This window comes from Alteraurantiacibacter aquimixticola (genome assembly GCF_004965515.1).
In the GTDB taxonomy this organism is placed as follows: domain Bacteria; phylum Pseudomonadota; class Alphaproteobacteria; order Sphingomonadales; family Sphingomonadaceae; genus Alteraurantiacibacter; species Alteraurantiacibacter aquimixticola.
The window spans coordinates 833,088-845,652 of sequence record NZ_SSHH01000001.1 but is presented as its reverse complement, the minus strand read 5'-3'; the positions used below and the strand labels follow the sequence as shown (position 1 = coordinate 845,652).

Sequence of the window (12,565 nt, the reverse complement as noted above, 5' to 3'; positions counted from 1 at the left end):
TGTCGGGCCGTTAACCTTGTTCCGGGCGGGTTTCCCGACCGCTCGATTGACAGTGCGCCCATCTCAGGTAGACCGGTTGCATATGAAACAATTAGAACATTCGGAACGCGCACTTCTCGACGGCCTCGACCAGCAGGCCATGCTCGATCGCACCCTCAACTGGGCGGCGATCAATTCGGGTACGGGGAACCTTGCCGGGCTGAAGCAGGTCGCGGGCGAGCTGGCCGATGCCTTCGCCGCCCTGCCCGGCGACCTCACGCTGGAAGACCCGGCGCGCGTCACCGCGGTTGATGCGAACGGCAAGGAAGTGGAGAAGCCGCACGGCCAGCACATGGTGCTGTGCGTGCGCCCAGATGCCGAACGGCGCTTCCTGCTGACCGGTCACATGGATACGGTCTTCCCCGCCGACCACCCGTTCCAGGAAGTGACCTGGCTCGATGACAACACCATCAACGGCCCGGGCACGGCAGACATGAAGGGCGGCCTGTCGGTGATCCTCGAAGTCCTGCTCGCTTTCGAGCGCGATCCGGCGGCGGCCCGATGCGGCTATGACGTGATGATCAATTCGGATGAGGAGACCGGCTCGCTCTCCTCCGCCGCGCTGATCGACCGGCTGGCGCAGGGCAAGTACGCGGCGCTGACCTATGAACCCTCCGCCCTGCCCGACGGCACGCTTGCCCATGCGCGCGGCGGCAGCGGCAACTATTCCATCACCTTCATCGGCCGCTCCGCCCATGCGGGGCGCAATCCGCAGGACGGGCGCAATGCCATTGTCGCCGCCGCCGATTGCGCGGTACGGCTGAAGCAGATGCAGCATCGCGACCTGCCAATAAACCCGGCGAAGATCGATGGCGGCGCGGCCAATAACGTCGTGCCCGACCATGCCGTCCTGTGCTTCAACATCCGCCCGAAGACGACTGTCGCGGCGGAGGACTTTGCCTCCGACCTCAAGGATTTGCTGCAGCTTCTGGAAAAGCAGCATGAAGTCGTGATCCACTGCCACGGCGGCATCACCCGCCCGCCCAAGCCGGTGGACGAACACGCGCAGAAGCTGTTCGACCTCGTCCGCGATACAGGCGCAGACCTCGGTCAGACCATCGGCTGGCAGCCCACCGGCGGCGTCTGCGACGGCAACAACATCGCCGCGCGCCACGTGCCGGTGGTGGACACGATGGGCGTGCGCGGAGGGGCGATTCACTCTCCCGACGAATTCATGATAGTCCCCTCGCTCACCGAACGGGCCGCGCTCAGCACGCTGGTCCTCTCGCGATTGGCCAATGGGGCAGATTTATGAGCTTCATCATACGCGCCGCCACGCCGGCGGATTTGCAGCCGCTATACGAGATGGCCAAGCTGACCGGCGGCGGCTTCACCAACCTGCCGCCCGACCGCAATTCGCTGACCGCGAAGCTCGAACGCGCGGGCCAGAGCTTTGCCCGCGATGGCGAGGACCTGGACCTTGCCGATGAGCTTTTCGTCATGGTGCTGGAGAATACCGAAACCGGCGAAGTGCGCGGCACCAGCCAGCTGTTCACGCAAGTTGGCCAGAGCCTGCCCTTCTATTCCTATCGCCTGACCACGCTGACCCAGCATTCGATCGAGCTGGAGCGCACGGTCACCGCCGAGATGCTGGTGCTCACCAACGACCTTGGCGGATGCAGCGAGGTGGGCGGGCTGTTCCTCCACCCGAATGAGCGTGCGGGCGGCCTCGGCCTGCTACTGGCGCGCAGCCGCTATCTCTATATCGCCGCCCATCGCGAGCGTTTCGGCGACCGCATCCTCGCGGAGCTGCGCGGCATTATAGATGATCGCGGCGGATCGCCCTTCTGGGATGCCATCGGCGGCAAGTTCTTCGGCATGAGCTTCCAGGAAGCGGACGAGTTCAATGCGGTCAACGGCAACCAGTTCATCGCCGACCTCATGCCCAAGCACCCGGTCTATACCGCGCTGCTGAGCGAGGAAGCGCGCAAGGTAATCGGCCTGCCGCACCCCAATGGCCGCGCCGCCATGCGCATGCTGGAGAACGAGAATTTCTCCTATGAAGGCTATGTCGACATTTTCGACGGCGGCCCGACCATGCTCGCGCGCACTGACAACGTCACCAGCATCAAGAATGCCGCCCACGTCCCGGTAGTCGATATCGAGCTGGAAGCGGGCGAGAAGGCGCTGATCGCCGCGGGCAGGCTGGCGAATTTCCGCTGCTGCTATGGCGCGCGCGAACTGCGCGATGATGGCATTGCAATCGACAGCCGCGCGGCGGACCTGCTGCGTGTGGCCAAGGGCGACATGGTGTGGAGCATCGCCAGGTGAACTCCATCAATCGTCATCGCGAGGGGCGGAGGCCCGCGGCGATCCAGGGCCTCCACATACCGCTCTGGATTGGTTGGCCAAGGCCAGCTGCGCTTCCGCTGCGCTCGCAATGACGAGGGAAATGGCATGCTGAGAGAAATCAATTTCGACGGGGTGATCGGCCCCAGTCACAATTATGCCGGGCTCAGCCTCGGCAACCTTGCCGCCACGCGCAATGCAGGCAAGACCTCTCACCCGCGCGCCGCCGCGCTGCAGGGCCTCGCCAAGATGCGCGGGAACATGGAGACGGGCCTTGCCCAGGGTTTCCTGCTGCCGCTGCCCCGCCCGGACATGCACTGGCTGGAGGAGCTGGCGGCGGATGAGAACACCGATCCCGCCCTGGTGGCGAGCGCATGGTCGGCCTCCAGCATGTGGACGGCCAATGCGGCGACAGTCTCTCCCGCGCCGGATACAGCGGACGGCAAGTGCCACCTATCGGTCGCCAATCTCGTCACCATGCCGCATCGCGCGCATGAATGGCCCGATACGCTGGCGCAATTGCAGCTTGCCTTTGCCGATAGCGCGCATTTCGCCGTGCATGGCCCGGTGCCGCCTTGCTTCGGGGATGAGGGCGCGGCCAATCACATGCGCCTTACCGGATCACATGGCGAGCCCGGACTGGAAGTCTTCGTCTATGGCAGGACCGGCGGCCGCTTCCCTGCGCGCCAGCACGAACAGGCGAGCCGCATCGTGGCAAGGAAGCATGGCCTCGATCCCGAGCGCGTGCTGTTCGTGGAGCAAAACCCAGATGCCATCGCCGCCGGCGCCTTCCACAACGATGTGGTGGCCGTGGCGAATGAGGGCGTGCTGTTCACGCATGAGCAGGCCTTCGCCGATCCTGCCGCCACCTATGACGCGATCCGCGCGCGCTGCCCCGGCGCTCAGGTGGTGGAAGTGCCCGCCGGCGCGGTCTCGCTGGATGAGGCGATCTCCTCATACCTCTTCAATGCCCAGTTGCTCACCCCGCCCAATGGCGAGATGACGCTGGTCGTCCCCTCCGAATGCCGCGACAGCACGCCTGTGTGGGCCTGGCTTCAGCAGATGCTCGCGGGCAATGGCCCGATCCGGCATGTGAAGGTGGTGGATGTGCGCCAGTCCATGGCCAATGGCGGCGGCCCCGCCTGCCTGCGCCTGCGCGTGGTGGCCGATCCCGCCACGGTGGACCCGCGCTTCATGCTGGATGCGGCGAAGGCCGATGCGATGGAAAAGGTGATCGCGCAGTACTGGCCGGAAGACATCGCGCCCGGCGACATCGGCAGCGAGGCGCTCGCCGAAACCATCCGGACAGCGCGCGGCAAATTGCTCGAATTGCTGCAGCTTGGCGAACTGGGCTGAAGCCCGGATTCGCCAATCCTGTCGGGAACGCTTACACTCCCCCTCCCGTTTACCATCCGAATCCGCAGAATTCCGCCATTGGCATGGGGTTTGCACCGGAAAAGGTAAACAGAAAGGGAGCCATGCTGCGCCGGATTTCAAGGCTGTTCGTGATCAAGACCCGGGTGGAAGCCCTGGTGATCATCTACGCGCTTGCTCTCGGCGCGACTACGCGCGGCGCCTCCTATCTCGACCAGTTCCCCGGCTGGGGCGGCTGGACGCTGTTCTTCGCCTGCACCGTGGCGGTGTTCCTCGCGGGCGCGAAGATCCTCGATTGTCTGGAATTCGAGCGGAAAGAGAGAGAAGAAGCCGAGACCGACGGCTAAGCCTCCGGTCGAGGTTCCGTCCCTCCGATCTATCACAACCAATTTGCTGTCAGCTGTGGTGCAGACCGAGCCGAGAATGGCGAGGCGCGAGAACCGGCGCGCAGCGACCTTGTAAGGTCGTGAGCACCGGAAGCGCAGCGAATTGCCGTTCGCAGGCCGGTATGCGCCGCAGATGACAGTGAATTGAGGTGGGGGTTTCTGTTGCTAGCTACCCCCGGAGCCCCGGAATCCGTTCTGTTGCCCGGTCGGTCCAACCGCGCTTTAGCTTTGTAAGATCAGTCCGTTAGGACGTCAGGTTACGCAGCGATTGCGAGTGCTTCGTTATCGTTGGCACTTGTGTGTTTTGAACAGTTTTACGGGATACTCAGCCCGAGCGAAAACAGTGCCTTTCAACACACGTCGATCCTGGTTCGGCCCCGTCATAAAACGCTGGTTTCCCAGCGATTTGTGGTGGAGCCGCCGGGTACTGCCCCCGGGTCCGCTGTGCCTATTGCACACCGCAATTTATCGCCATAGCCCGCAAAAACGGGCAGGCCCTATATAGGACCTGCCCGCTTAATGTGAAGTGACTGGAAAAATTAGCCCATCGGGCCCTTCGGCGCGCCTTTCAGCGCATCGCGGATTTCCGTCAGCAGGTCGATCTCGCTCGGACCTGCCGGTGCTTCCTCTTCCTTCTTCTCGAAGCGCTCCTGCACCTTCTTGGCATAGCGAACCAGCAGGAAGATGATGAAGGCCAGGATCAGGAAGTTGATCACGGTCGACACGAAGCTGCCCCAGGCGATGACATTGGCACCCGCTTCACGCGCGGCTTCCAGCGACATGCCGGCTTCCACATCGCCCGACAGGACGATGAACTTGTCGGAGAAATCCACCTCGCCGAAGATCGCACCGATAATCGGCATGATCAGGTCATCGGTCATCGATGCTACGATGGTGGCAAAAGCGCCCGCGATAATCACCGCGACCGCCAGTTCCATTACATTGCCCTTGGCAATAAATTCCTTGAAATCGTTAAGCATTGATCCACTCCCTATTGCGAACCGGGGCCTTGGTCTGCCAGCATTGCGGACATTCGGCAAGCGCAGGGCATTTCCTTGAAACGCCGCGCCACCGTGCTATATGAACAACACACCTGATTGGGGTTTTGGAGGATTACCGACATGTTGAAGCAGCTGACCCGCCTGTTCACCATCCTTGTGGGGAGCCTTGCGCTGGCGTCCTGCGGCATCAACTCGGTTCCCACGGCGGAAGAAAACGCCAAGGCCAAATGGGCCGATGTGCAGGCTGCCTTCCAGGAACGCGCCAACCTGATTCCCAACCTGCAGGAAATCGTGATGTCCTCGGCCGAGCAGGAGCGCGAGACGCTGGAAGGCGTGATCCAGGCGCGCGCCAGCGCAACGCGCCCGGAAATCCAGCTCTCGGCAGATGACCTTGGGGATGCGAGCAAGATGCAGGCCTTCCAGCAGGCACAAGGCGAGCTGTCCTCTGCCCTCTCGCGCCTGATGGTGACGGTGGAACAGTATCCCGAACTGCGCAGCCAGGAGAATTTCGGCCGCTTCATGACGCAGCTGGAAGGCAGCGAGAACCGCATCCGCGTCTCCATCCGCGACTATAACGAGGCGGTGCGCCAGTATAACACCACCATCCGCACTTTCCCGGATATCATCGGCGCCACCATCATCCACGGCGCGGAAGAGATGGAACCCTATCAGGCCGTCACCGAAGGAGCCGAGGTCGCCCCCGAACTCGACATGCGCAGCGAGTGAGGATCACGCGCCCGGAGGGTGACAGAATGACCATGCGGAAGTTCCTGCTGCTGCTGGCCGCGGCATGGGCCATGCTCTTTTCAGGGCTGGCCCACGCCCAGCCGAGCTTTCCCGAGCTCGCGAATTCACCCGTGGTCGACCAGGCGGACCTGCTCGACCCGCAGCAGGAACAGGCGCTGGAGCAGGTGCTGCTCGATTTCGAGGCGCGCAACCAGCGGCAGTTCGTGGTCGTCACGCTCGCCAGCCTGCAGGGCTATGACATTGCCGATTACGGCTACCAGCTGGGTCGCCATTGGGGGATAGGCGATGTGGAGCGCAATGACGGCGTGCTGCTGATCGTCGCCCCGAATGAGCGCGCGATGCGGATCGAGACCGGCTATGGCGTCGAGGCCGTGCTGCCCGATGGCCTTGCCTTCGAATATATCGAGGAAATGAAGCCCTATTTCCGCAACAACGACTATGCGGGCGGCATCGCGGTGGGCGCGCAGCGGATCATCACCCAGCTCGAATTGCCTCCGGAAGAGGCGGTGGCAGTGGCCCAGCAGGCAAGCCAGAGCCGGGAGCGCGAAGGCGGCTTTCCCATTGGCGGGCTGATCTGGCTGGGTTTCCTGTTCTTCTTCTTTGTCCTGCCGATGCTGAGCGGCCGCGGAAGGCGGCGGCGCTATCGCAGCGGCGTTGGCGGCGTGGTGGGCGACATCATCCTGTGGGAAGCCGGCAAGGCCATAGCGCGCGGCGCCTCGGGCGGTCACGGCGGCTGGGGCGGAAGCAGCGGTGGCGGATTTGGCGGCGGCTTCGGCGGCGGAGGGGGCTTTTCCGGTGGCGGCGGCTCCTTCGGCGGCGGCGGCGCTTCGGGGAGCTGGTAATGCCGATATTGAGCGAAGATCAGCACCGGATCGTCTCCGATGCGGTGGGTGAGGCGGAAGCCACCACCAGCGGAGAGATCGTGACCGTTCTCACCGACCGGTCGGACGGATATTCCGACGTCGCTTTGGTCTGGGCAGCCGCCCTCGCCTTCACCGCGATGAGCCTGTTCGCCTTCCTCCCCCAGCCCTTTATGTCCTTCTGGGACATGCTGTCGGGCGGGTGGCTGCATGAATGGACCACCGGCCAGCTGGCCAGCATGACCATCTCCCTCGGCCTCATCGCCTTCATTGTCGCCTGGCTGGCGCAGCAATGGGATCCCTTGCGCTTCTTCCTCATCCCCGGCCCGGTGAAAGGCCAGCGCGTGCACGCCCAGGCGGTGCGCCATTTCAAGGTCGGCGCGGAAAAGCGCACCCATGGCCGCACCGGCGTGCTGATCTATCTGTCGATGAAGGAACACCGCGCGGAAATCGTCGCGGATGAGCCGATTGCCGAGATAGTCCCCGCCGAAGTGTGGGGCGAGGCGATGGCGGACATGCTCGAAGAAATCAGCAAGGGCTGCACCGCAGAAGGCATCGCCGCCGGCGTGCGCGATGTCGGCAAGGTGCTGTCCGAGCACTTTCCGCGCGGCGCGGACGACAATAACGAACTGCCGGACCGCTTGATCGTACTCTAGCGGCGCGATAGGCGCGTCTTCATGTCCGTCGAAGATGCAGACCTGCCCGAAGAAGTGATGTGGTCCGGCAAGTGGATCACCGCCAAGCGCCGCGGCCGGTGGGAATATGTCAGTCGTGCGCGCGGCATCAGGGCGGCGGTGATCCTGCCCATCGACGGTGACCCCTTCGGCTCCGCTCAGGACAGGCACGTCATCCTTGTCGAACAATATCGCGTGCCCGTCAGCTCCCGCGTGCTGGAACTGCCCGCCGGGCTGATCGGCGACGATCCGGATTCCGAAGGCGAGGACCCGCTGGCCGCCGCCAAGCGCGAGCTGATCGAGGAAACCGGCTATTCCGCCGCCAGCTGGCAGGATTGCGGCGAGTTCCTCTCCTCCCCCGGGCTGACAGGCGAGAGCTTCACCCTGCTGAAAGCGACCGGTCTCACCAAGGTGGGCGAAGGCGGCGGGACCGAGAGCGAGGACATCATCGTCCATCGCATCGCCCTTCCCGACCTGCCCGACGCCGTGGAGCAATTCCGCAAGGGCGGCGTTGCCGTGGACGTGCGTATCCTCACGCTTTTGGGAGCATCTTTGTGAAAATCGGCATTCTGGGTTCGGGCGCGATGGGCTGCCTGTTCGGTGCGGCCTTCCACCGTGCGGGGCACGATGTCACGCTGATCGACGTGAACCAGCCGCATCTGGATGCGATCAATGCGCACGGGCTGGAGCTCGACACGCGCGCCGGGGTTGAGCACCTCCCCATCCCCGCTCGCCTGCCCGCCGATGCGACGGGGCCGTTCGACCTCGTCCTCGTCTTCACCAAGACCTTCCATACCGAGGGCGCGCTGGCCGGGATCGCCCATGCGATCGGCGAGAACACCCACCTCCTCAGCCTGCAGAACGGCCTCGGTAATGACCGCAAGCTGGCGGGCGTGGTCAGCGATGACCGGGTGATGGTGGGGGCGAGCATGCTCCCCTCCGACCTCGAAGGCCCCGGCAAGGTACGCAGCCATGGCGAGGGTTATTCGAAGCTCTATCCCGCATTCGGCGGCGATCCGGCCATGGCGCAGGCGGTGGCGGACGCGCTGACCGCAGGAGGCCTGCCCGCGCAGCTCGATCCCGATATCCACGCCGCCATCTGGTCCAAGGCGATCTTCAACGCGGCGATGAACCCGATGTGCGCCCTCACCCGCCGCACCCCCGGCTTCCTCGGCGCAAGCGAGGAAGCGCGCGCCACGATCCGCGCGGTCGTGGAAGAAGGCGTCGCCGCCGCCCATGCCCATGGCGTGATGATCGACGCGCAGCCGATCCACGACCTCACGCAAGTCTCCATGACCGACCATGCCGACCATGAGGCGAGCATGCTGCAGGACGTGAAGGCGGGGCGCCGGACCGAGGTCGACGCGATCAACGGCGCGATCGTGAAGGCAGCAGCAGAGAAAGGCCTTTCCGCCCCGGTGACACAAACGCTGTGGCACCTCGTCAAGCTGGAAGAGGCGAAGCTCGCCTAGGCCAGCTTGATCTCGCGCAGCCGCTCCATCAGGTAATCCTGCGCGGTGATCGGTTCCTCGCCGCCCTCATATATCGGCTCGATCAGGAAATCGGGCCGGAAATGCAGGAAGAAGGGCATCGAGTAGCGCGATCGCGCTGCCGCCTCGCCCACCGGATTGACCACGCGGTGCGTCGTGGAGCGCAACTTGCCCGCCGTCAGGCGCTGCAGCATGTCGCCGATATTCACCGCCAGCGCGCCGGGCGGCGGGGCAACGGGCAGCCATTCGCCCTGTCTGGACAGTAGCTGCAGCCCTGCTTCCTCCGCCCCCAGCAGCAGGGTGATCGTGTTGATATCCTCATGCGCGGCGGCGCGGATCGCGCCTTCTTCCGCCACCTCGGTCGCGGGCGGGTAATGCAGCAAGCGCATGACCGAATTGCCGTCGCGCACGCTGTCCTCGAAGAAGTCCTCCGCTTCTCCCAGATACAGAGCGATGGCCGACAGGATCCGCTTGCCGGTCCATTCGAAGGCGAGGAACAGGTCCTGCATCACCGGGCGGAAGTCGGGCAGCTCGTCCGGCCAGATATTGGGCGGCATGAACTTGGTGTACCGATGCCCCTCCGGCAGGTCGCGCCCGACATGGTAGAATTCCTTGAGGTCGCGAATGCTCGCGCCCTTTGCGGTCTCCACCCCGAAAGGCGTCAGGCCGCGCGCGCCGCCCTGGCCGGGGCGGTGATATTGCCGCTTCACCTCCTCCGGCAGGGCGAAGAATTCTTGCGCAAGCTCTTCGGCACGGTTGATCAATTGCTGGTCGATGCCGTGGTCACGCACCACGGCAAAGCCATATTCCTCGAATGATCGGCCAAGCTCCCCGGAGAAGGTGTCGAGCGGGGCCTGCAGTGAAACGGATGCGATTTCTGACATGGCGCAATGTGTCCCACTTTCCTTTTGCCGCATCAAGCAATAGTCAGCCCCACGGATAGGAAAGAGAGGGACTTCATGGCCGCCGACAACACAATCACGCTTTACGACCTGCAAGTGTCCACTGGCGCGACGATCAGCCCCTTCGTCTGGGCGACCAAGTTCGCCGTGACGCATAAGGGATTCGATCTCGATATCGTGGAAGGCGGCTTTACCGGAATCCTGGAGCGAACCGGCGGCAAGACGGAGCGGCTGCCAGCCATCGTCGATGACGGCAAATGGGTGCTCGATAGCTGGGGCATCGTCGAATATCTCGACCAGACCTATCCCGACCGTCCCATGCTGATCCCGCATGAAAGCACCGCCGCGCTGACCAAGGCGCTGGATGCATGGTTCTGGGGCACCGCCGTGGGGCCGTGGATGCGCAGCTTCTGCGCCGATTATCGCAACGTCTGTTACGAGCATGACAAGGAATATGTCACTAGCACGCGCGAAGTGATGCTGGGCGGCAAGCTGGAGGATGTGCAGGCCGGACGCGAGGATCGCCTGGCGCCGATTTCCGCCAGCCTCGAACCCCTGCGCATGGCCTTGCGCGAGCATGCGTTCCTCGGCGGCGCAGAGCCGAACTATGCCGATTACCGCATCATGGGCGGCTTCCTCTGGCTCGCATCGGTCGCATCGACGCCGGCGCTGGCCGCCGACGATCCGCTGCGTGACTGGGTGGAGCGGGTGCGCGCCATGTTCGGCGGACTGGGCAACCATCCCGGCCTGTTCGAGATCTTCGGGCTGGAGCAACGCGAGGGCGATCCCGATCCCTTCAACCGGCAGGCGGGCCAGGGCGGCATATTCAAGCGCAATACCGGCCCTGCTTCCACCAGCGCCGAAACCAAGCGCATCCTCAAGCAGGATTGAGCGCCTTGTCGAAGCTGAAAGTCCTCGTCACCCGCCGGTGGCCCGAAGCGGTCGAGCGCGCGCTGGCCGAAGAGTTCGACGTCACGCTGAATGAAAGCGACGTGCCGATGAGCCAGCAGGCTCTGGCCGCGGCGATGGCGGAGTATGACGTGCTCTGCCCGACCGTCTCCGACCGAATCGATGCCGATGTGATCGCGGGCGGCGACCGCGTGAAGCTGATCGCCAATTACGGCGTGGGCTTCGATCATATCGACCTCGCCGCTGCCAAGGCGAAGAATATCGCAGTCACCAACACGCCCGGCGTCCTCACCGATGCCACCGCCGATATCGCCATGACGCTGCTGCTGATGACGGCGCGACGCGCTGGCGAAGGCGAGCGGGAGCTGCGTGCGGGCGAGTGGAGCGGGTGGCGACCGACGCACCTGATCGGCAGCGCGCTGAAGGGCAAGGTGCTGGGCCTCGTCGGCATGGGCCGCATCGCGATCGCCACCGCACGGCGCGCCCATCACGGCTTCGGCATGCGCGTCGCGTACTATGGCAGGCGCGAATGCGATCCCGCCGTGGCGCAGGAGCTTGGCGCGACATTCCATCCTGATCTCAACGGCCTGCTGCGCGAAGCTGACTTCGTTTCGCTGCATGTTCCCGGTGGCGGCGAGACCGCAAACCTGATCGATGCCGATGCCATCGCGGTGATGAAACCGGGCAGCTACTTGATCAACACCGCGCGCGGGGGCGTGGTCGATCACGAGGCACTGGCCGATGCGCTGCGCTCCGGCCACCTCGCCGGGGCTGGCCTCGACGTCTATCCAGCCGAGCCGCAAGTGCCCGCAGCATTGCTCGGTCTCGAAAATGTCGTGCTCCTGCCGCATCTGGGCAGCGCCAATTCCGAGACGCGCGAGGCCATGGGAATGTGTGCACTGGCCAATGTCCGGGCCTATGCAAGCGATAAGGAACTGCCTAACCCCGTGGGATGAACGGGGACCCTATCGACGCATTGATTACCGGGCTCGGCCTGCCAGCGGACTATCGCGACACGGTGGAGAAGTACTGGCAACCGCTCGCCACGGCGATTGCGCGGCGGGCGACCCACACCTCGCCACTCGTGGTCGGGATCAATGGCGCGCAAGGGTCGGGCAAGTCCACGCTCTGCGCCTTCCTCGAAGTGCTGCTCAAGAAGCGTGGCTTGCGTACGGTGACGCTGTCGATCGACGACCTCTACCTCAAGCGCGAGGAACGGCAGGCGCTGGCGAACGAGATTCACCCGCTCTTCGCCACGCGCGGCGTTCCCGGCACGCATGCGCCGGGCCTTGGCATTTCCATCATCGAGAGCATTTGCGCCGGCCGCACCTTCGCTCTCCCCCGCTTCGACAAGGCGACCGATGACCGGATGGATGAAGCCCAGCCCGTCAGCGGCCCGGTGGACGTGCTGCTGTTCGAAGGCTGGTGCGTCGGCTGCACCCCGCAGGCCGATGAGGAACTGCTCGAACCGGTCAACGACCTTGAGCGGAACGAGGACCCGGAAGGCGTGTGGCGCGCGGTCGCCAATCTCTGGCTGCGCGGCGACTACAAGAAGCTGTTCGACCAGATCGACATGCTGGTGATGCTGAAGGTCGATGGCTTCGATGCCGTCATCGCCAATCGCCGCAAGCAGGAGGAAAAGCTGCGCGCTTCCCGTCCCGATGCGCCGGGCGTGATGGACGATGCAGCGCTTGCCCGGTTCTGCCAGCATTACGAGCGGCTGACGCTGCACATGCTGGAAGACCTGCCGCACCGCGCCGACATGGTGTTCGAGATCGGCCCCAACCAGACGCCCAAAGGTCCGGCAAAAGGCCTCTAGCCGGGGACTCGCAAAGGCGGCCCGCCCATTGTAACACCCGTGACGATGACGCCCGCAAAGGGCGCGGATGATTCC

General features: G+C 64.4%; 14 protein-coding genes and 1 other RNA gene. 12 read left to right on the top strand and 3 right to left on the bottom strand.

Going from position 1 to position 12,565, the window contains the following annotated elements; genetic code table 11:
* Nucleotides 1-82 precede the first annotated feature (82 nt).
* From E5222_RS03815 to E5222_RS03800, 4 genes are all read left to right on the top strand, one after another.
* Nucleotides 83-1,294 (top strand): hydrolase, encoded by a 1,212-nt coding sequence (locus E5222_RS03815; protein WP_136692375.1) that lies wholly within the window; start codon nucleotides 83-85, stop codon nucleotides 1,292-1,294.
* A complete protein-coding gene (locus tag E5222_RS03810) occupies nucleotides 1,291-2,310 on the top strand; it encodes an arginine N-succinyltransferase (protein WP_136692374.1) in 1,020 nt (339 codons plus the stop codon). Before E5222_RS03815 ends, E5222_RS03810 begins: the two co-directional genes overlap by 4 nt.
* Before the next feature lie 126 nt (nucleotides 2,311-2,436).
* Complete coding sequence (locus E5222_RS03805) at nucleotides 2,437-3,684, top strand: N-succinylarginine dihydrolase (protein WP_136692373.1); 1,248 nt, start codon at nucleotides 2,437-2,439, stop codon at nucleotides 3,682-3,684.
* A 122-nt stretch (nucleotides 3,685-3,806) separates the two neighbouring features.
* Nucleotides 3,807-4,049 (top strand): hypothetical protein, encoded by a 243-nt coding sequence (locus E5222_RS03800; protein ID WP_136692916.1) that lies wholly within the window; start codon nucleotides 3,807-3,809, stop codon nucleotides 4,047-4,049.
* A 223-nt stretch (nucleotides 4,050-4,272) separates the two neighbouring features.
* Here the strand turns inward: E5222_RS03800 and ssrA are convergent.
* Nucleotides 4,273-4,618, bottom strand: a transfer-messenger RNA (tmRNA) gene (gene ssrA / locus E5222_RS03795).
* 9 nt (nucleotides 4,619-4,627) lie between these two features.
* Nucleotides 4,628-5,068 (bottom strand): large conductance mechanosensitive channel protein MscL, encoded by a 441-nt coding sequence (mscL, locus tag E5222_RS03790; RefSeq protein ID WP_136692372.1) that lies wholly within the window; start codon nucleotides 5,066-5,068, stop codon nucleotides 4,628-4,630.
* A gap of 141 nt (nucleotides 5,069-5,209) precedes the next feature.
* On the opposite strand from mscL, the gene E5222_RS03785 reads away from it, so the two are divergent.
* From E5222_RS03785 to E5222_RS03765, 5 genes are read left to right on the top strand one after another with little or no spacing between them, the layout of a single operon-like run.
* Nucleotides 5,210-5,815, top strand: a complete 606-nt coding sequence (locus E5222_RS03785) for a LemA family protein (protein ID WP_136692371.1) — start codon at nucleotides 5,210-5,212, stop codon at nucleotides 5,813-5,815.
* Nucleotides 5,816-5,841: 26 nt separating this feature from the next.
* Nucleotides 5,842-6,678 (top strand): TPM domain-containing protein, encoded by an 837-nt coding sequence (locus tag E5222_RS03780; protein ID WP_136692370.1) that lies wholly within the window; start codon nucleotides 5,842-5,844, stop codon nucleotides 6,676-6,678.
* Complete coding sequence (locus E5222_RS03775) at nucleotides 6,678-7,352, top strand: TPM domain-containing protein (protein WP_136692369.1); 675 nt, start codon at nucleotides 6,678-6,680, stop codon at nucleotides 7,350-7,352. Before E5222_RS03780 ends, E5222_RS03775 begins: the two co-directional genes overlap by 1 nt.
* Nucleotides 7,353-7,373: 21 nt before the next feature.
* Entirely contained in the window at nucleotides 7,374-7,928 is a 555-nt protein-coding gene (locus tag E5222_RS03770; protein ID WP_136692368.1) for an NUDIX hydrolase, read from the top strand.
* Complete coding sequence (locus tag E5222_RS03765) at nucleotides 7,925-8,842, top strand: ketopantoate reductase family protein (protein ID WP_136692367.1); 918 nt, start codon at nucleotides 7,925-7,927, stop codon at nucleotides 8,840-8,842. The genes E5222_RS03770 and E5222_RS03765 overlap by 4 nt, the downstream gene beginning before the upstream one ends.
* Here E5222_RS03765 and E5222_RS03760 read toward each other — a convergent pair.
* Entirely contained in the window at nucleotides 8,839-9,744 is a 906-nt protein-coding gene (locus E5222_RS03760) for an isopenicillin N synthase family dioxygenase (RefSeq protein ID WP_136692366.1), read from the bottom strand. The genes E5222_RS03765 and E5222_RS03760 overlap by 4 nt on opposite strands.
* 75 nt (nucleotides 9,745-9,819) lie before the next feature.
* Between E5222_RS03760 and E5222_RS03755 the strand changes: the two genes are divergently transcribed.
* The 3 genes from E5222_RS03755 to E5222_RS03745 are packed head-to-tail and all read left to right on the top strand — an operon-like array spanning nucleotide 9,820 to nucleotide 12,490.
* Nucleotides 9,820-10,653 carry a beta-etherase gene (locus E5222_RS03755; protein ID WP_136692365.1) on the top strand — a complete coding sequence of 278 codons (834 nt, stop codon included), beginning with the start codon at nucleotides 9,820-9,822 and terminating at the stop codon, nucleotides 10,651-10,653.
* A gap of 5 nt (nucleotides 10,654-10,658) precedes the next feature.
* The gene (locus E5222_RS03750; RefSeq protein WP_136692364.1) at nucleotides 10,659-11,627 is read left to right on the top strand and encodes a 2-hydroxyacid dehydrogenase; all 969 of its coding nucleotides are present in this window, start codon (nucleotides 10,659-10,661) and stop codon (nucleotides 11,625-11,627) included.
* Nucleotides 11,624-12,490: a P-loop NTPase fold protein gene (locus E5222_RS03745; protein WP_136692363.1), complete on the top strand. Its 867-nt coding sequence runs from the start codon at nucleotides 11,624-11,626 to the stop codon at nucleotides 12,488-12,490. The genes E5222_RS03750 and E5222_RS03745 overlap by 4 nt, the downstream gene beginning before the upstream one ends.
* Nucleotides 12,491-12,565 lie beyond the last annotated feature (75 nt).

What these genes read in the sequence shown, in the direction of transcription:
- E5222_RS03815 (WP_136692375.1), top strand. Translation starts at nt 83, where the DNA reads ATGAAACAATTAGAACATTCGGAACGCGCACTTCTCGACGGCCTCGAC.
- E5222_RS03810 (WP_136692374.1), top strand. Translation starts at nt 1,291, where the DNA reads ATGAGCTTCATCATACGCGCCGCCACGCCGGCGGATTTGCAGCCGCTA.
- E5222_RS03805 (WP_136692373.1), top strand. Translation starts at nt 2,437, where the DNA reads ATGCTGAGAGAAATCAATTTCGACGGGGTGATCGGCCCCAGTCACAAT.
- E5222_RS03800 (WP_136692916.1), top strand. Translation starts at nt 3,807, where the DNA reads ATGCTGCGCCGGATTTCAAGGCTGTTCGTGATCAAGACCCGGGTGGAA.
- mscL (WP_136692372.1), bottom strand. Translation starts at nt 5,068, where the DNA reads ATGCTTAACGATTTCAAGGAATTTATTGCCAAGGGCAATGTAATGGAA.
- E5222_RS03785 (WP_136692371.1), top strand. Translation starts at nt 5,210, where the DNA reads ATGTTGAAGCAGCTGACCCGCCTGTTCACCATCCTTGTGGGGAGCCTT.
- E5222_RS03780 (WP_136692370.1), top strand. Translation starts at nt 5,842, where the DNA reads ATGACCATGCGGAAGTTCCTGCTGCTGCTGGCCGCGGCATGGGCCATG.
- E5222_RS03775 (WP_136692369.1), top strand. Translation starts at nt 6,678, where the DNA reads ATGCCGATATTGAGCGAAGATCAGCACCGGATCGTCTCCGATGCGGTG.
- E5222_RS03770 (WP_136692368.1), top strand. Translation starts at nt 7,374, where the DNA reads ATGTCCGTCGAAGATGCAGACCTGCCCGAAGAAGTGATGTGGTCCGGC.
- E5222_RS03760 (WP_136692366.1), bottom strand. Translation starts at nt 9,744, where the DNA reads ATGTCAGAAATCGCATCCGTTTCACTGCAGGCCCCGCTCGACACCTTC.
- E5222_RS03755 (WP_136692365.1), top strand. Translation starts at nt 9,820, where the DNA reads ATGGCCGCCGACAACACAATCACGCTTTACGACCTGCAAGTGTCCACT.
- E5222_RS03745 (WP_136692363.1), top strand. Translation starts at nt 11,624, where the DNA reads ATGAACGGGGACCCTATCGACGCATTGATTACCGGGCTCGGCCTGCCA.